We start from the raw sequence: 16,654 nt of genomic DNA on the forward strand, positions 1-16,654 counted from the left end.
CATCCATAATCAGCAGGTACTGTATTAACCACAAGCGCAATTTATTCACTGTCAATGTGAAGGACTCTCATGATCGAACTGAAACATTTACGGACGCTGCAGGCTCTGCGCAACAGCGGTTCGTTGGCGGGGGCGGCGGCCCAACTTCATCAGACGCAGTCTGCCCTGTCGCACCAGTTCAGCGATCTTGAACAACGTCTGGGCTTCAAGCTGTTCGTGCGCAAGAGCCAGCCCCTGCGCTTCACCGCCCAGGGCGAGATCCTGCTGCAGCTGGCGGAACAGGTGCTGCCGCAGATCCAGCAGGCGTTGCAGGCCTGCCACGAGCCGCATCAAACCACGCTGCGCATCGCCATCGAATGCCACAGCTGCATTCAGTGGCTGACGCCGGCGCTGGACAACTTCCGCCAGCGTTTCCCGCAGGTGATGATGGACTTCACTTCCGGCGTGACTTTCGATCCGCAGCCGGCCCTGCAACAGGGCGAACTGGATCTGGTGATGACGTCGGATATTCTGCCGCGCAGCGGCCTGCACTATTCGCCGATGTTCGATTTCGAGGTGCGTCTGGTGCTGGCGCCGGATCATCCGCTGGCCGGCAAGCCGCACATCGAGCCGGAAGACTTGAGCGATGAAACGCTGTTGATTTACCCGGTGCAGCGCCAGCGGTTGGATATCTGGCGGCATTTCCTGCAGCCGGCGGGCGTCAACCCGGCATTGAAGAACGTCGATAACACGCTACTGCTGATCCAGATGGTATCGGCGCGGATGGGGATTGCGGCGCTGCCGCATTGGGTGGTGGAGAGTTTCGAACGGCAGGGGCTGGTGGTGACCAAAACCCTGGGTGACGGCCTGTGGAGCCGCCTGTACGCCGCCGTGCGCGACGGCGAACAGCGCCAGGCGGTGACCGAAGCCTTTATCCGCTCGGCCCGCCAGCACGCCTGCGATCATCTGCCGTTCGTGCGCGACGCCGCACGCCCCGGCGCGACCGGCGCCAAAGCGTTGGCGGCCGGCGTGTAAACTGCCGGCCCTCGTTTAGCCGAGCTGTTTCGGCGCCACCCAGCGGCGGTGCACCCACAGCGAAGCGACGATCACCGCCCCACCGAGGATAAAGCTCGGCCAGTGCGGCTGCTGCTGCCAAATGGCCAGGTTGACCAACAAGCCGGCCGGCACATGCATGTTGTTCATGATGCCGAGCGTGCCGGCATCCACCTGCGTCGCGCCGTAGTTCCACATGAAATAGCCCAGCCCAGACGCTACCACGCCCAGCCAGATCAGCACGCCCCACTGCAGATTGGTGGTTGGCAGCTGCTGCGGGTTGCCCCACAGGAACCAGGCCACCACCGCCACTGCCGCCGCCCCCAGGTAGAACCAGGAAAAGGCGGTATGTTGCGGCAAGGGGTGCACTTCCATCAGGCGCTTATAGCCGACCATGCCGATGGCGAAGCTGATGTTCGCCGCCTGCACCAGCAACAGCCCCCACCAAAAATGTTCGCTCAGTTGGTGATAGCGAATGATCGCCGCGCCCAGCACCGCCAGCAGCGCGCTGAAGGCGTAGCCCCAGCGCAGGCGACGGCCGCTCAGCAAGTCGTAGATCAGCGTGATGTACAATGGCGTCAGCACGGTGAACAACAGGAACTCCGGCACCGTCAGATAGAGATAAGCGCGGAAGCTGATGAGGTACATGATGCCCAGCTGGAAGGCACCCACCAGCATATACAGCAGGATCACCTTGAGTTTGATGTTGCGCCAGCGCAGGAACGGCAGGAACACCAGCGCCGCCAGCCCGATGCGCATCAGCACCGAGAACCAGCTGTCGACATGGCCCGCCAAATATTCGCCGATCAGGCTGAAAGAGAACGCCCACAGAATGGTGGTGATAACCAAAAGCAGCACGATGGGTTCATCCTAACAATTCATAAACCGCGATTGTAACGGAAGATGGACGCATAAGGGGATGAAAGGCGGTTTACATCTGAACAAAATACAAACTACCAGCAAAATTTCACCGCTGAGTTAGGCTTAATAAAAAGGCGAGGTAACCATCATGAAAACTTCTCACATTCTGTTCGCTCTGCTGTTGCTGCCTGGGTTGGCGGCGGCGGCCAACGGCGTAACCGACCTGCGCTCACAGCAGCAGTTACTCAACCAAAACAGCCAGCAGGCGCAACAACAGCGCTTGTTGAACAACCGGCAGATGGATCAACGCCGCCTCCAGCAGCAGCGACAGTTCGACAATCAACGGCAACAGCTGTTGCAAACCGCGCCGAACGGCGGGCAACTGCTGCCTAACGGCAACCAGCCGCGCGATCCGTTCAATCGCACCGCGCCGGCGGTGCCGCAGGCGCCGATGCCGGCTACGCCCGCACGCCCATAACGGTGAGGATCAGCGGCGTGGTGATCGCCGCCAGCACGGTGGACATCACCAAGCTGGTGGCGGCCGGGCCGGTGAGCGTATTGAACTGGCGCGACATCAGGTAGACGTTCACCCCCACCGCCATTGAGCCCAACAGCACCACCACGCGGGTCTCCATCGGCGGCAGATCCATCATCCAGGCCAGCAGCCAAATCACCAACGGCTGCACCAGCAACTTCAGCACGCAGATGGCGCTGCTCAGCTGCCAGCCTTCGCTGATGCGATACTCCGCCAGGCCCATGCCGAGCACCACCAGCGACAGCGGTGCCGCCACCTGGCCGAGCATGCTGACCGGCCGATCGACGAAGGCCGGCAGCGGCAGGCCGGTCAGGCTGAACAGGGTGCCGGACAGGATGCCGACGATCAACGGGTTGGTCAGCACGCTGCGGGCGGTTTTGGCAAAGCCGCTCAGCGTCGGCGAGCCGTTGCGCGCCCATTCGATCGACACCGTCACCAGCGTCCACAGGATCAGGCCGTTGAACACCAGCACCAGCGCTACCGACGGGATCGCCGCCTGCCCCAGCATCACGCTGGCGATCGGTAAACCGAGCATCACGTTATTGGAGAAAATACCGCCCAGCGCAAACACCGAACCAGCGACCCCATCCAGCCGGAAGAGGTGCCGGGCGACCAGGCGGCCGAGCACGAACACCAGCAGGCAACTGCCGAAGAACGCGATCAGCAGCCGGGCGTCGACCGCCGGGCGCTGCGAGAAGTCGCACATCATGCGAAACAGCATGGCGGGCAAGGCGAGGGAAAACACGAAGCGCGTCAGGCCATCAGTGATACTGGAAGGCCATTTCCCCCAGCGAATCAGCCCATAACCCAACGCGATCAGGACGAACAGCGGTAAAGACAGCACGATCTGGTGCCACAGTGACAGGATAAAGCCAGGCATCGCATTCCTTCCGGTGGTGCGGCGGCAAGGCTTGTCGTCGCGGGATTCATCGGCGCCGGATTAAAAATCCGGGCCAATCAAATCTATCCGGTCGGTGCAAATGCAGTCAACGCCCCAGTCGAGCAGCAGACGCGCGCGATCCGGTTGGTTGACGGTATACACCAGAATGCGTAGACCGGCGTCTTTCAACGCTTTCACCCGCTCAGCGGTCAGCGCTTTGTGATCGATATGCAGCGAGACGCAATCCAGACGCTCCGTCAGCTCGCGCCAGTTGTCGTCCCAGGCCTCCAGCAGCAGGCCGCGCGGCAAGTCCGGCACGGTGCGTTGCGCCGCCGCCAGCGCTTCGACCGAGAAGGAGGAGAGCAGCGGGTCGGTCTGCCCTTGCCACAGCAACCGCGCCGCCAGCGCCACCACCCGCCCGGTTTCATCGTCGCTGCCGGTGGTCGGTTTGATCTCGATATTGGCCATCAGGCCGTGTTCCCGGCAGCGTTCCGCCACCTCCGACAGCAGCGGCAGCCGCTCGCCCTTGAAGGCCGAACTGTACCAGTTGCCGGCGTCCAGCTGCACCAGTTTGTCCCACGGCAGCTCGCCCGCCACGCCCCAACCGTTGCTGGTGCGATCCAGCGTGTCGTCGTGCAGCAGGAAAATTTGCCCGTCCTGCGCCAGCTTGGCGTCGAACTCGATCATCTTGTGGCCGTGGCGCGCGCCGACGTTGATCGCCGCCAGGGTGTTTTCCGGCGCCAGAGAACCGCCGCCGCGGTGGGCGACAATATGAGGGTAAGGCCAGGGTCTCGTCATCAATCCATCCGTAATCCGCTGTGGGTGTCAAAGAAGTGCAGCGCCTGAGCAGGCAGCTGCAAATATAGCGTACTGCCCGCCGTCGGCAAGGTTTCATGCGACAGCCGCGCGATCACCCCGTGCCCGCCCCACTGGCCGTGCGCCAGATTGTCGGCCCCCAGCAGTTCCAGCGTCTGCAGCTGCAGCGGCACGCCCTGGCCTTGCGCCACCAGCTGAATATGCTCCGGCCGAACGCCCAGCGTCAACGACCGCCCCGCCCACTGCGGCTTGGCCGCCGGCAACGGCAGCGTCATGCCGTCCGCCAGCAGCAGCTGGCCGCCGTCGGCGCTCAGGGTGCCGGGCAACAGGTTCATCGCCGGCGAGCCGATAAAGCCGGCGACGAACAGCGAAGCCGGCCGCTGATACACCTCGCTCGGGGTGCCGATCTGCTCCGCCACGCCCTTATTCATCACGATCACCCGCTGCGCCAGCGTCATCGCCTCCACTTGGTCGTGAGTCACGTACAGGCTGGTGGTTTTCAGACGGCGGTGCAGCTGTTGCAGCTCCAGGCGCATCTGCACCCGCAGCTTGGCGTCCAGATTGGACAGCGGTTCATCGAACAGGAACACCGCCGGTTCGCGCACGATGGCGCGCCCCATCGCCACGCGCTGGCGCTGGCCGCCGGAAAGTTCGCGCGGTTTGCGCTTGAGCAGCGGCTCCAGCTCCAGGATGCGCGCCGCTTCCTCCACTCGCTGGCGGATATGCTCCTTGCCGAAACCGCGGATCTTGAGGCCGTAAGCCATGTTGTCGTACACGCTCATGTGCGGATAGAGCGCGTAGTTCTGGAACACCATCGCGATGCCGCGATCCTTGGGCTCCAGATCGGTCACGCGCCGGGTATCGATATAGATATCGCCGCTGGTGGTGCGCTCCAGCCCGGCCACCATCCGCAGCAGCGTGGATTTGCCGCAGCCGGACGGGCCGACCATCACGATGAATTCACCGTCCGCCACGTCGAGGTCGATCTGTTTGATCACCGGCGTTTTACCGTCGTAAGACTTGGTGACCGCCTGTAGTTTTAATCCTGCCATCGTCGTTATTTCTCGCTATCAACCAGACCGCGCACAAACCAGCGCTGCATCAGAAGCACCACCGCCAGCGGTGGCAATAAAGTCAGAATCATCGCCGCCATCACCTGGTTCCACTGGGTCGGCGCGCCGGAAGTGGAGATCATGCTCTTGATGCCCGCCACCGCGGTGCCCATCGAAGCGTCGCTGGTGATCAGGATCGGCCACAGGTATTGGTTCCAGCCGTAGATAAAGGTGATGACGAACAGCGCCGCCAGATTGGTTTTCGACAGCGGCAACACGATGTCCCAAAAGAAACGCATCGGCCCGGCGCCGTCGATGCGCGCCGCCTCCAGCAGCTCATCCGGCAACGTCATGAAGAACTGGCGCAGCAGGAAGGTGGCGGTGGCCGAGGCCATCAGCGGCAGCGTCAGGCCGGTATAGCTGTCCAGCAGGTTGAGGTTGGAGATCACCTCCACCGTCGGGAAAATGCGCACTTCCACCGGCAGCATCAGGGTGAGGAAAATCAGCCAAAAAAACAGGCTGCGCAGCGGGAAACGGAAATACACGATGGCGTAAGCCGACAGCACTGACACCGCGATCTTGCCGCAGGTGATCGCCAGCGCCATGATCACGCTGTTGAGCAGCAGCAGCGAGAACGGCACCTTGAGGTTGCCCACGCCGCCCTGCCAGATATTGCGGATGTTCTCCCACAGGTGACCGCCGGGCACCAGCGTCATCGGCACCTGAAACACCTGTTTGTCGTCCAGCGTGGCGGCGACAAAGGCCACGTACAGCGGGAACAGCACCACCAGCACGCCGATAATCAGCATCACATGGCTGAAGACATCCAGCCCGCGTCGATTCTCAATCATTGGTAGCGCACCTTACGTTCAACGAAGCGGAACTGGATCACCGTCAGGCCGATCACCAGCAGCATCAGGATCACCGACTGCGCGGCGGAACTGGAGAGATCCAACCCTGCGAAGCCTTCGCGGTAGATCTTGTAGATCAACGTGGTGGTGGACTGCACCGGCCCGCCGCCGGTGGCGGCGTCGATCACCGGGAAAGTATCGAAGAAGGCGTACACCAGATTGACCACCAGCAGGAAGAAGCTCACCGGCGCGATCAGCGGCAGCACCAGATGGAAGAAACGCCGCACCGGGCCGGCGCCGTCGATGGCCGCCGCTTCCACCAGCGAACGCGGGATCGACTGCAGCGCCGCGAGGAAAAACAGGAAGTTATAGCTTATCTGCTGCCATACCGAGGCCAGCACCACCAGGAACATCGCCTGGCCGCTGTTTTGCGCATGGTTCCAGTTATAGCCCAGACCGTTGAGGAAATGGGTGATCAACCCCAGACCGGGGTTGAACAGAAAGATCCACAGCACCGCCGCCACCGCCGGCGCCACCGCGTAGGGCAGGATCATCAGCGTGCGATAGAGGCGGCTGCCGCGCAGCACGTAGTCCACCAGCGCAGCGAAGAACAGCGAAACCGCCAGCCCGATGCCGGCCACCAGGAAGCTGAAGATCAGCGTGGTGTAGAACGAGTCGAGGTAGTAAGGATCCTGGAACAGCTGTTTAAAGTTATCCAGCCCGACAAACTGGCTGGACAGGCCGAACGGATCGAGGCTCTGCACCGAATACCACAGCGCTTCGCCGGCGGGCCATAAAAAGAAGACGGCGGTAATCAGCAGCTGCGGCAGCACCAGCGCATAGGGCAACCAGCTGCAGCCGAAACCGGGACGGGAAGATGACATAGCAGTTAAACCATTAATCGGGTACGGAAGGATCGGCGTGAAGACGCGAGCCCGGTCTACCGGGCCCGCGACGCGGGGTTACTTGGTCGAAGCTTCGAAGCGGCGCAGCAGCACGTCACCGCGCTGCACGGCGGCGTCCAACGCCTGCTGAGGCGTTTTCTTGCCGGTCCACACGCCTTCCAGCTCCTCATCCACCACGCTGCGGATCTGCGGCATGTTGCCCAGGCGCAGGCCCTTGGTGAACGGCAACGGCGGCTTGTTCAGCATCTGGCGAGTGGCGACGTCGGCACCCGGGTTCTTGTCGTAGAAGCCCTGCTGCTTGGTCAGATCGTAAGCCGCGGTGGTGATCGGCAGATAGCCGGTCTTCTGGTGCCATTCGGCGGCGATTTCCGGCTGCGCCAGGTACTGCAGGAATTCGGCCACGCCCTTGTAGGTGGCGGCGTCTTTGCCGTTCATCACCCACAGGCTGGCCCCGCCGATGATGGCGTTTTGCGGCGCATTTTTCGCGTCGGCGTCGTACGGCATCATGCCGACGCCGTAGTTGAATTTGGCGTAGTGCTTGATGTCCGCCAACGAACCGGATGAGGCGGTGGTGATGGCGCAGTCGCCGTTATAGAACTTCTCGGTGGATTCGTCTTTGCGGCCGAAATAGGTGAAGTCGCCCTTCTTGTTCATCGCTTCGAGCAGCGCAATATGTTTGACCTGCAGCGGTTGGTTGAACTCCAGCTTGGCGCTGGTGCCGCCAAAGCCGTTGTTTTCACTGGCGAACGGCACGCCGTGCCAGGCGCTGAAGTTCTCCAGTTGGATCCAGCCCTGCCAGCCGCTGGCGTAACCGCACTTCATGCCGGCTTCGCGCAGTTTGGCGGTATCCGCCGCCAGTTCCTGCCAGGTTTTCGGCGGTTGTTCCGGGTTCAGGCCGGCCTTTTTGAAGGCGTCTTTGTTGTAGTACAGCACCGGCGTGGAGCTGTTGAACGGCTGCGACAGCAGATGGCCGCTCTTGTTGTCGGTGTAATAGCCGGCCACCGTCGGCACGAACACCGACTCGTCGAAGTTGATGCCGGCCTCTTTAAACACTTCATAGACCGGTTTGATGGCTTTGCTGGCCATCATGGTGGCGGTGCCCACCTCGTAAACCTGCAGGATCGCCGGCGCCTTGCCGGAGCGGTAAGCGGCGATGCCCGCCGCCAGGCTCTGTTCGTAGTTGCCTTTATAAACCGGCACAATCTTGACGTCGCTGTGCGACTGGTTGAAGCGATCCGCCAGAGAGTCCACTTCTTTACCCAGTTCGCCTTCCATCGAATGCCAGAACGGGATTTCTGTCGCCGCCAGCGCCTGTGCGCTGACCGCCAGGGTCAATGCGACGCACAGCGTGGTTTTGCGAATAGCGTAGGTGAGCATGCCTAACTCCTGAAAAAGCTGGTGTAAAAGCGCGTGAGCGAAAAGAATCAGTTTTTTGTTCGGAAGCTAACATGCCATGCGCGGATGACAGAAAAATAACCGTTAGATGACAGCCACATGACGGCAAGGTGAAGTGAAGATGGCGGTTTGATGTCGGCGGCGGGCATGGGCTCCGCCGCCGCGAGGATTACAGCGAACGGCGCAGGCGCGCGACCGCTTCTTGCATCTGCTGCTCGGTGGCGGTGGCGAACGACAGGCGGAAGGTCGAACGATCCGGGTTGTCGGAGAAGAAGTATTCCCCCGGCACGAACACCACGCCCTGCTGCAGCGTGGTGTTCAGCCATTCGGTGGCGTTGAACGGCTGGCGGAAACGCGCCCACAGGAACATGCCGCCCTTCGGTTTATCGAAGGTGATGTAGTCGCCCAGCTCCTGCTCCACCAAACCGGCCAGGATCTCGCCCTTGTGTTTATAGGCGGCGCGGATCTTGTCGATCTGCGCCGGCAGGCGATCCAGGCCAAGGTAGCATTCGACGATGCTCTGCGACAGGGCGCTGGCGTGCAGATCCGCCGCCTGTTTGATGATCGCCACTTTATGCAGCAGGAACGGCGGCAGGATCGCCCAGCCCAAACGCAGGCCCGGCGCCAGGATCTTGGAAAAGGTCGAGGTATAGATGATGTGGTCGGTGTTGCCCAGCACCTGCTGCGACACCTGATGCAGCGTCGGGTGGCGCTCTTCGGTGAAACGCAGCTCGCCGTACGGATCGTCTTCGATGATCAGGAAGTTATGTTCGGCGGCCAGCTTCACCAGCAGTTCGCGGCGCGCGGCGCTGAGGGTGATGCCGCTGGGGTTGCCGAAGTTCGGCACCACGTACACGCCCTTGATGCGCTGGGTTTTCAGCAGCTCGGCCAGCTCTTCCACCACCATGCCGTCGCTGTCGGACGAGACCGATATGATGTTGGCCTCCGCCAGTTCCAGCGTTTGCAGCGCCGCCAGGTAGGTCGGGCGCTCCACCACGAACACGTCGCCCGGGTTGACGATGGCGCGCATCACCAAATCCAGGGCCTGCTGAGAGCCGGCGGTGACCATCACCTCTTCTGCGCGCGCGGTGACGCCGCGCTCGGCGCACAGCGCGCAAATGCGCTCACGCAGCAGCGGGCTGCCCTCGGTCAGGCCATACTGGAATGCGCTTTTCGGCTGTTCGGTGATCGCCTGCTGGGTGGCGATGCTCAATCCTTCGAAATCGAACAGCGCATCAGAGGGGATGCCGCCCGCCAGCGAAATGACGTGTTCCATCTTGCTGTGCTTAAGCAATTCACGGATGGCCGAACTTTTTACGTTAACGATGCGCTGCGCGAGTAACCCTTCTGTCTTCATTTCTTCTTCTCGTACCTGATTATTTTAATTCGTAGGGGGGCGGATTAACCGCCCAGATACGCCGACCTCACTGCTTCGTTGGCTAACAATGCAGCCCCCGTATCTTCCAACACCACGCGGCCGTTTTCCAGCACATAACCGCGGTCCGCCAATTTCAGCGCCTGATTGGCGTTTTGCTCCACCAGGAAGATGGTCATGCCCTCTTCCCGCAGCTGCTGAATGATGTCGAAAATCTGCTGGATGATGATGGGCGCCAGCCCAAGCGAAGGTTCGTCGAGCAGCAGCAGCTTCGGCTGGCTCATCAGCGCGCGGCCGATGGCCAACATCTGCTGTTCGCCGCCGGACATGGTGCCGGCACGCTGGCTTCGGCGCTCCAGCAGGCGCGGGAACAGCGTGAACACCCGTTCGATGCGCTGCTGATATTGGTGACGATCGGCGAAGAAGCCGCCCATCGCCAGATTTTCTTCCACCGTCATGCGCGAGAAGACGCGCCGCCCTTCCGGCACGATCGCCACCGCTTCGCGCATGATGCGCGAGGTTTGCCACTGGGTGATGTCCTGCCCCTGGAAGACGATGCTGCCTTCGCTGGCGCGCGGTTCGCCGCACAGGGTGCCGAGCAGCGTGGTTTTACCGGCGCCGTTGGCGCCGATTAACGTCACGATTTCGCCCTGACTAATCGTGAGACTGACCTGATGCAGCGCCTGGATTTTGCCGTAATGGGCGGATACCTGATTGAATGACAACATATTATTATTCGCCCAAATAAGCCCGGATCACATCCGGATTGTTGCGGATCTCCGCCGGTGTGCCCTGCGCCAGCGGCGTGCCCTGATTCACCACGTAAATGCGATCGGAGATGCCCATCACCAGCTTCATGTCGTGCTCGATCAGCAACACCGAGACCTTATGCCGATCGCGCAGCTCGACGATCAGATGATCCAGCTCGTCGGTCTCTTTCGGGTTCAGACCGGCGGCCGGTTCGTCCAGCATCAGCAGCTCCGGCCGGGTCACCATGCAGCGGGCGATCTCCAGCCGACGCTGCTGCCCGTAGGCCAGATTGCCCGCCGAACGGTTGGCCATATCCAGCAGGCCGACGCGCTCCAGCCACTCCGCTGCGTGCGCCAGTGCCTCGGCTTCGGCGCGGCGGAAGGCCGGGGTTTTCAGCAGCCCGGCGAACACGCCGCTTTTCAGGTGCTGATGCTGCGCCACCAACAGGTTCTCAATCACCGTCATTTCACGGAACAGCCGCACATGCTGGAAGGTGCGCACTACGCCCATACGGGCGATGGCCTGCCCCGCCAGCCCTTCCAGATGGCGATCGCGCAATTTGATGGTGCCGCCGCTCGGGCGGTAGAAACCGGTCAGGCAGTTAAACACCGTGGTTTTACCGGCGCCGTTGGGGCCGATCAGCGACACGATTTCGCCTTCATTGAGCGTCAACGCGACATTGTTGACCGCCAGCAGCCCGCCAAAACGCATTGACAGGCCTTCCACCTGCAGTAAAGGTTGAACGCTCATGCCTGTTCCCCCTTGCCCGCGTGAATGTCCGCCGCCTGCAGCTTCAGCTGCGGCCGTTTCATCGGCAACAGCCCCTGCGGCCGCCAAATCATCATCAGCACCATCAGAGCGCCCAGCAGCAGCATGCTGTATTCATTCAGATCGCGCATCAGCTCGCGCGACACCACCAACAGGATCGCCGCCAGAATGACCGCGAACTGCGATCCCATGCCCCCCAGTACGACGATCGCCAACACGAAGGCCGACTCGACGAAAGTGAAGGATTCCGGGCTGACGAACCCCTGGCGCGCGGCGAACAGCGTGCCGGCAAACCCGGCGAACGCGGCGCTGATGGTAAAGGCGGTCAGCTTGATGCGCGTCGGGCTGAGGCCCAGCGAGCGGCAGGCGATCTCGTCTTCGCGCAGCGCTTCCCAGGCGCGCCCGAGCGGCATGCGCAGCAGGCGGTTGATGACGAACAGCGTCAGCACCACCAGCAGCAGCGCCACCAGGTACAGAAATACGATGCGATCGCTCGGATCGTATTTCAGGCCGAAGACGTTATGGAAGGTATCCCAGCCGCCGTCGCGCACGCTGCGGTTAAACTCCAGGCCGAAGAAGGTCGGTTTCGGGATCTGGCTGATGCCGTTCGGCCCGCCGGTGATTTCGGTATTGTTCAGCAGCAGGATGCGCACGATCTCACCGAAGCCGAGCGTCACGATCGCCAGATAGTCGCCGCGCAGCCGCAGCACCGGGAAACCGAGCAGGAAGCCGAAAGCGGCGGTGACGATGCCCGCCAGCGGCAGGCTCTCCCAAAAGCCGAGGCCGTAATAATGATTCAGCAGCGCATAGGTGTAGGCGCCGATGGCGTAGAAACCGCCGTAGCCGAGCACCAGCAGACCGGACAGGCCCACCACCACGTTGAGGCCGAGGCCCAGCATCACGTAGATCAGCGTCAGGGTGGCGATATCCACCGTGCCGCGCGACACCAGGAACGGCCAGGCGACCGCCGCGACGAGCAGCAGAGCCGCCAGCAGCTTTTGCCGCGGCGTGGTGCCGTCGAAGCTCGGCAGCACGAACGCCGGGCCGGAGACCTTTTTCAGGCCCTGCTGCAGCAGCGGGCGCAACAGCTGGAAGAAAAAGACGATGACGCAGCCGATGCCGATCCACATCCAGCGCACTTCCGCCGCGCCGTGCACCACCAGTTTGGTGCCGTCCAGGCTCAGCTGCATGCCCATCAGGAACGACGCCATCACGAACAGCACCGCCGTGGCGATCAGCGCATTGAGCAGATTGAGTTTCATACTTTCTCAACCTCCGGACGCCCGAGGATGCCGGTCGGCATGATCAGCAGCACCACGATCAGCAGCGCGAACGACACCACGTCTTTGTATTCGGTGCTCAGGTAGGCGGAGGTCAGCGCTTCCGCCACGCCCAGCACCAGGCCGCCGATCATCGCGCCCGGAATGCTGCCGATGCCGCCCAGAACCGCGGCGGTGAAGGCTTTCATACCGGCCATGAAGCCGATGTAAGGGTTGATGACGCCGTAGAACTGGCCGAGCAACACCCCGGCCACCGCCGCCATCACCGCACCGATGACGAAGGTCAGCGAGATCACCCGGTCCGTGTTGATGCCCAGCAGGCTGGCCATCTTCAGATCTTCCGCACAGGCGCGGCAGGCACGGCCCATGCGCGAATAGCGGATAAACAGCGTCAGCGCCAGCATCGCCAGGAAGGTCACGAGCCAGATGGTCAGCTGCATGGTGCTGATGGTGGCGGCGAAGCCGTTGCTTTCCCCCAGCACCCACTGGCCGGTGACCAGGCTGGGCAGCGCCAGATCGCGTGAGCCCTGCGTCAGGCTGACGTAGTTTTGCAGGAATATCGACATGCCGATGGCCGAGATCAGCGCAATCAGGCGCTTGGAGTTGCGCACCGGCTTGTAGGCCACCCGCTCGATGCTCCAGCCGTAGGCGCTGGCGATGACGATCGAGACCAGGAACGCGGCGCCGATCAGCAGCCAGCCGACGTCGATGCCGAGCATCATCAGGGCGGCAATAACGATAAAGGAGACATAGCTGCCGATCATGTACACCTCGCCATGGGCGAAGTTGATCATGCCGATGATGCCGTAAACCATGGTGTAACCGATGGCGATCAATGCATAGGTGCTGCCCAACGTTAAGCCGTTGAACATCTGCTGCAGAAAATAGAGGAGCTGCTCTGACATACTCTGAACCCTTGGCTGCGAAACCCGCCGGCGGAGAACCGGCGGGTAAAGGGAGGCGGGGCCGACAAGCCGACCCGCCGGGCGCAGCGGGCTGCGCCCCACCCTAATCATTATGGCTTATTTGATCGGTGTGGACGTGCCGTTGGCATGCCATTCGAACACGCCGAACTCGAAGCCTTTCAGGTCGCCCTTGTCATCCCAGGTCAGCGGCCCCATCACGGTCTCCACCGGCTTACCGGTTTTCAGATCCTTGACGATGTCCGCCGGTTCCTGACTGCCGCTGCGCTCCATGCCGGTGGTCAGCGACTGCAGCGCGGCATAGGTGGTCCAGACGAACGGGCCGGTCGGATCCAGCTTCTTGGCTTTCAACGCATCGACGATCGGCTGGTTGGCAGGCACCTGATCGTAGCGTTTCGGCAGCGTCACCAGCATGCCTTCCGAAGCGGCGCCGGCGATGTTGGACAGTGAGGAGTTGCCCACGCCTTCCGGCCCCATGAAGCGGGTAGTCAACCCGGCCTGTTTGGCCTGACGCAGGATCTGGCCCATTTCCGGGTAGTAACCGCCGAAGTACACGAAGTCGATATTCTCTTTCTTCAGGCGCGCCACCAGGGTGGAGAAGTCTTTGTCGCCGGCGGTGATGCCTTCGAACATCGCCACTTCGGTGCCCTGTTTTTTCAGGCTGTCGCGCACCGAGCGCGCCAGGCCTTCGCCGTATTGTTGCTTGTCGTGCACCACGGCGATGCGCTTCGGCTTGATGTCGCTGAGGATGTATTTGGCGGCGGTCGGGCCCTGATCCGAATCCAGACCGGTGGTGCGCAGGATCATCTTGTAGCCGCGGGTGGTCAGATCGGCGTTGGTGGCCGCCGGGGTAATCATGATCACGCCTTCATCTTCATAGATATCGGACGCCGGCTGGGTGGATGAGGAGCACAGGTGGCCGATCACGTAGCGAATGCCGTCGTTGATCACCTTGTTGGCGACCGCAACCGCCTGTTTCGGGTCGCAGGCGTCGTCGTATTCCACGCCGACCAGCTTGTCGCCCTTGATGCCGCCCTTGGCATTAATGTCGGCAATCGCCTGGCGCGCGCCGGTAAATTCCATGTCGCCATACTGCGCGACCGGGCCGGACATTGCCCCGACGATCGCCACCTTGATGTCTTTCGCCATGGCCGCCTGGCTCATGGCCATCGCAATACAACCCGCCAGCAGTGCCTTACCTGTTGTTAATTTCATCCGCAAATCCCCATCTGTCGTTGTGAACGTACCTGTTGTGTTTGCCTGCGCCCGATCGTTATTGACCGCTTTTGTTATAAGTAATAATGATTTAGGCGCTTTTCTGGCATTACTTTCTAATAAGACTTTATTTTTCATACCATTAAACAGGAATTTTCTGCTGCAAATCAACTTCATCCGACAGAAACAAGCGGTGTAAACAGGATAAAATTCGAATTAAATCTGCGCTGTTTACCTTGAGGCGTAGCGCGTTGTGCTGGTTAACAATCCGTTTACTAACTATTTACTCGGAAAATGCCCCGTGCAAAAAACATATTGCACAGTAATCGTACAGAAAAACTTACACAACGCTCTGCACAAGATCTATTACACTGTCGGCATCATTTAGCTGCGCGGAAATTCTGCATGAAACTGACCATCGAGCGCCTGACCGCGCTGTCCCCGCAAGACCTTATCGACCTCGGTAAAATTTGGCCGCACCAGCAGCCGGAACAGTGGCAGAGCTGGCTGAGCGGCGGCAAGGCGCTGTTCGCCGCCCGCTTCAACGAGCGTCTGCTGGGCGCGGTGAAAATTGCGCTGCAGGACGACCGCGCCGAACTGCTGGATCTGCTGGTACGCGAAGTGACGCGCCGCCGCGGCGTCGGTCTTTACCTGGTGCAAGATGCACAGCGTCAGCTGCCGCAGGTCGCCCATTGGCAGCTGTCGACCGCCGGTCTGGCGCCGCGCGAACGTGGGGAAGTCGATAACTTCATGCGCGCCTGCGGCTTCGCGCCGCAGGGCGATCTCTGGCAAAAATGAAACGCTGGCTGGCGGCGCTGGTCTTGATTGCGCTGGGGTTGGCGGCCTGGTTCGCCGGGCGTCAGCAGGCGCTGCGCCAGGCCTCAGGCTGGGATCAGCAGGTTTACGTTTGGCAGCGGGTTTGGACGCCGCAACACGCCGATGCGCTGGCGCGCAGCCGCGATCTGTTCGCCGGGCTGCGGGTGTTGGCGCTGCAGGTGCATCCACGCGAGGGCTGGCGGGAAATCCCGGCCGATCTCAGCCTGCTGAAGCGGGACGGCCGCCCGCTCTGGCTGGTAGCGCGCCTCGACGGCCAGCTGCCGCAGCTGGACCAAGAAGCCATTATCCAGCGTCTGCTGGCGATCACCCAGCGCTGGCAGGCGGCCGGGCTGCCCGTCACCGGCGTCGAGATCGATCATGACGCCGCCACGGCTCGCCTGCCGGATTACCAACGTTTTCTGCAGCGGCTGCGCCAACGGCTGCCCGCCGCTTTGCAACTCGGCATCACCGCCCTGCCCGCCTGGATCGGCTCGCCCAACTTGCCCGGCGTACTGCAACAGGCCGACAGTTCCGTCCTGCAGGTGCATGCGGTGCTCTCACCGCAGCAGGGGCTGTTTGACGGCCCGCTGGCGCTGCGCTGGGTGCGGCAGTACGCCGCCGTCACACCGAAACCGTTTCGCGTCGCGCTGCCGGCCTATGGCATGGCGCTGTTGGGGTTTGATGCGCAGGGCGCGCAGGTGGAGAGCGAATCCTCGCTGCGCGTAGCCGGCAACGGCCGAGAACTGACGGTCGCGCCGCAGCAGATCGCCGATTTTCTGCAAACGCTGGCGCAGCAAACGCCGCCCCGGCTGCGCGGCGTGATTTGGTTCCGACTGCCGCTGGCGGACGATCGGCGCGCCTGGTCGCTCGCCACGCTGCGAGCGGTGATCGAACAGCGGCCGCTGAATGTAGACTGGCAGGTAAAATTTAGGCCTCAGCCGCAGCAAAACGGGCTGTATGATCTGATAATTCATAACAACGGGCCGGTGGACGCCCCGCTGCCGCAAGAGGTGGTCATCCGCGCCGACGACTGCCTGGCGGCGGACGCGGTCGGCAACTACCGGCTGGAATCCGCACCGCAACGGCAACGCTTTATTCGCATCAGCAGCGACCAGCTGCGCGCCGGGCAATCCCGGCCGTTGGGCTGGCTGCGCTGCCAACAACTGACGCCAGGAGGCACCCTTGTCACACCTTGATTCG

At 62.0% G+C, this 16,654-nt stretch carries 17 protein-coding genes; 4 read left to right on the top strand and 13 right to left on the bottom strand.

Going from position 1 to position 16,654, the window contains the following annotated elements:
* Positions 1-69: 69 nt before the first annotated feature.
* Positions 70-1,014 carry an HTH-type transcriptional regulator MetR gene (metR, locus tag ACJ8J1_RS21640; protein ID WP_046688062.1) on the top strand — a complete coding sequence of 315 codons (945 nt, stop codon included), beginning with the start codon at positions 70-72 and terminating at the stop codon, positions 1,012-1,014.
* Positions 1,015-1,029: 15 nt separating this feature from the next.
* Here metR and ACJ8J1_RS21645 read toward each other — a convergent pair whose 3' ends face one another.
* Positions 1,030-1,890 carry a carboxylate/amino acid/amine transporter gene (locus tag ACJ8J1_RS21645; RefSeq protein ID WP_033652651.1) on the bottom strand — a complete coding sequence of 287 codons (861 nt, stop codon included), beginning with the start codon at positions 1,888-1,890 and terminating at the stop codon, positions 1,030-1,032.
* Between the two features lie 151 nt (positions 1,891-2,041).
* On the opposite strand from ACJ8J1_RS21645, the gene ACJ8J1_RS21650 reads away from it, so the two are divergent.
* A complete protein-coding gene (locus tag ACJ8J1_RS21650; RefSeq protein WP_033652650.1) occupies positions 2,042-2,371 on the top strand; it encodes a hypothetical protein in 330 nt (109 codons plus the stop codon).
* On the opposite strand, the gene ACJ8J1_RS21655 is transcribed toward ACJ8J1_RS21650, so the two are convergent.
* The 12 genes from ACJ8J1_RS21655 to ACJ8J1_RS21710 all read right to left on the bottom strand — a co-directional run bounded on the left by ACJ8J1_RS21655 (position 2,352) and on the right by ACJ8J1_RS21710 (position 14,638).
* Positions 2,352-3,308 carry an AEC family transporter gene (locus tag ACJ8J1_RS21655; protein WP_046688061.1) on the bottom strand — a complete coding sequence of 319 codons (957 nt, stop codon included), beginning with the start codon at positions 3,306-3,308 and terminating at the stop codon, positions 2,352-2,354. The genes ACJ8J1_RS21650 and ACJ8J1_RS21655 overlap by 20 nt on opposite strands.
* 60 nt (positions 3,309-3,368) lie before the next feature.
* Positions 3,369-4,106 carry a glycerophosphodiester phosphodiesterase gene (gene ugpQ / locus ACJ8J1_RS21660; protein ID WP_047573114.1) on the bottom strand — a complete coding sequence of 246 codons (738 nt, stop codon included), beginning with the start codon at positions 4,104-4,106 and terminating at the stop codon, positions 3,369-3,371.
* Positions 4,106-5,176, bottom strand: coding sequence for a sn-glycerol-3-phosphate import ATP-binding protein UgpC (locus ACJ8J1_RS21665; protein WP_442520424.1), 1,071 nt, complete (start codon positions 5,174-5,176; stop codon positions 4,106-4,108). The genes ugpQ and ACJ8J1_RS21665 overlap by 1 nt, the downstream gene beginning before the upstream one ends.
* Positions 5,177-5,181: 5 nt before the next feature.
* A complete protein-coding gene (ugpE, locus tag ACJ8J1_RS21670; protein WP_033638989.1) occupies positions 5,182-6,027 on the bottom strand; it encodes a sn-glycerol-3-phosphate ABC transporter permease UgpE in 846 nt (281 codons plus the stop codon).
* A complete protein-coding gene (gene ugpA, locus ACJ8J1_RS21675; protein ID WP_015376293.1) occupies positions 6,024-6,911 on the bottom strand; it encodes a sn-glycerol-3-phosphate ABC transporter permease UgpA in 888 nt (295 codons plus the stop codon). Before ugpA ends, ugpE begins: the two co-directional genes overlap by 4 nt.
* A 78-nt stretch (positions 6,912-6,989) precedes the next feature.
* Positions 6,990-8,309, bottom strand: coding sequence for a sn-glycerol-3-phosphate ABC transporter substrate-binding protein UgpB (gene ugpB / locus ACJ8J1_RS21680; RefSeq protein ID WP_033644983.1), 1,320 nt, complete (start codon positions 8,307-8,309; stop codon positions 6,990-6,992).
* A 187-nt stretch (positions 8,310-8,496) separates the two neighbouring features.
* On the bottom strand, positions 8,497-9,684 hold the full coding sequence (locus ACJ8J1_RS21685) for an aminotransferase-like domain-containing protein (RefSeq protein ID WP_442520425.1): 1,188 nt from the start codon (positions 9,682-9,684) through the stop codon (positions 8,497-8,499).
* Positions 9,685-9,728: 44 nt separating this feature from the next.
* Complete coding sequence (gene livF, locus ACJ8J1_RS21690) at positions 9,729-10,430, bottom strand: high-affinity branched-chain amino acid ABC transporter ATP-binding protein LivF (protein ID WP_015376292.1); 702 nt, start codon at positions 10,428-10,430, stop codon at positions 9,729-9,731.
* A gap of 4 nt (positions 10,431-10,434) precedes the next feature.
* Complete coding sequence (livG, locus tag ACJ8J1_RS21695; RefSeq protein WP_142001777.1) at positions 10,435-11,202, bottom strand: high-affinity branched-chain amino acid ABC transporter ATP-binding protein LivG; 768 nt, start codon at positions 11,200-11,202, stop codon at positions 10,435-10,437.
* Positions 11,199-12,482: a high-affinity branched-chain amino acid ABC transporter permease LivM gene (locus ACJ8J1_RS21700; RefSeq protein WP_042783462.1), complete on the bottom strand. Its 1,284-nt coding sequence runs from the start codon at positions 12,480-12,482 to the stop codon at positions 11,199-11,201. Before ACJ8J1_RS21700 ends, livG begins: the two co-directional genes overlap by 4 nt.
* Complete coding sequence (gene livH, locus ACJ8J1_RS21705) at positions 12,479-13,405, bottom strand: high-affinity branched-chain amino acid ABC transporter permease LivH (RefSeq protein WP_015376290.1); 927 nt, start codon at positions 13,403-13,405, stop codon at positions 12,479-12,481. The genes ACJ8J1_RS21700 and livH overlap by 4 nt, the downstream gene beginning before the upstream one ends.
* A gap of 117 nt (positions 13,406-13,522) precedes the next feature.
* Positions 13,523-14,638, bottom strand: coding sequence for a branched-chain amino acid ABC transporter substrate-binding protein (locus tag ACJ8J1_RS21710; protein ID WP_025304902.1), 1,116 nt, complete (start codon positions 14,636-14,638; stop codon positions 13,523-13,525).
* A gap of 405 nt (positions 14,639-15,043) precedes the next feature.
* Between ACJ8J1_RS21710 and panM the strand changes: the two genes are divergently transcribed.
* Both panM and ACJ8J1_RS21720 read left to right on the top strand, forming a co-directional pair.
* The gene (gene panM, locus ACJ8J1_RS21715) at positions 15,044-15,436 is read left to right on the top strand and encodes an aspartate 1-decarboxylase autocleavage activator PanM (RefSeq protein ID WP_033644987.1); all 393 of its coding nucleotides are present in this window, start codon (positions 15,044-15,046) and stop codon (positions 15,434-15,436) included.
* On the top strand, positions 15,433-16,650 hold the full coding sequence (locus ACJ8J1_RS21720) for a DUF3142 domain-containing protein (RefSeq protein ID WP_442520426.1): 1,218 nt from the start codon (positions 15,433-15,435) through the stop codon (positions 16,648-16,650). The genes panM and ACJ8J1_RS21720 overlap by 4 nt, the downstream gene beginning before the upstream one ends.
* The last annotated feature ends 4 nt before the right edge of the window (positions 16,651-16,654 follow it).

It is taken from the genome of Serratia sp. CY37869 (genome assembly GCF_052168895.1).
In the GTDB taxonomy this organism is placed as follows: Bacteria; Pseudomonadota; Gammaproteobacteria; order Enterobacterales; family Enterobacteriaceae; genus Serratia; species Serratia ureilytica.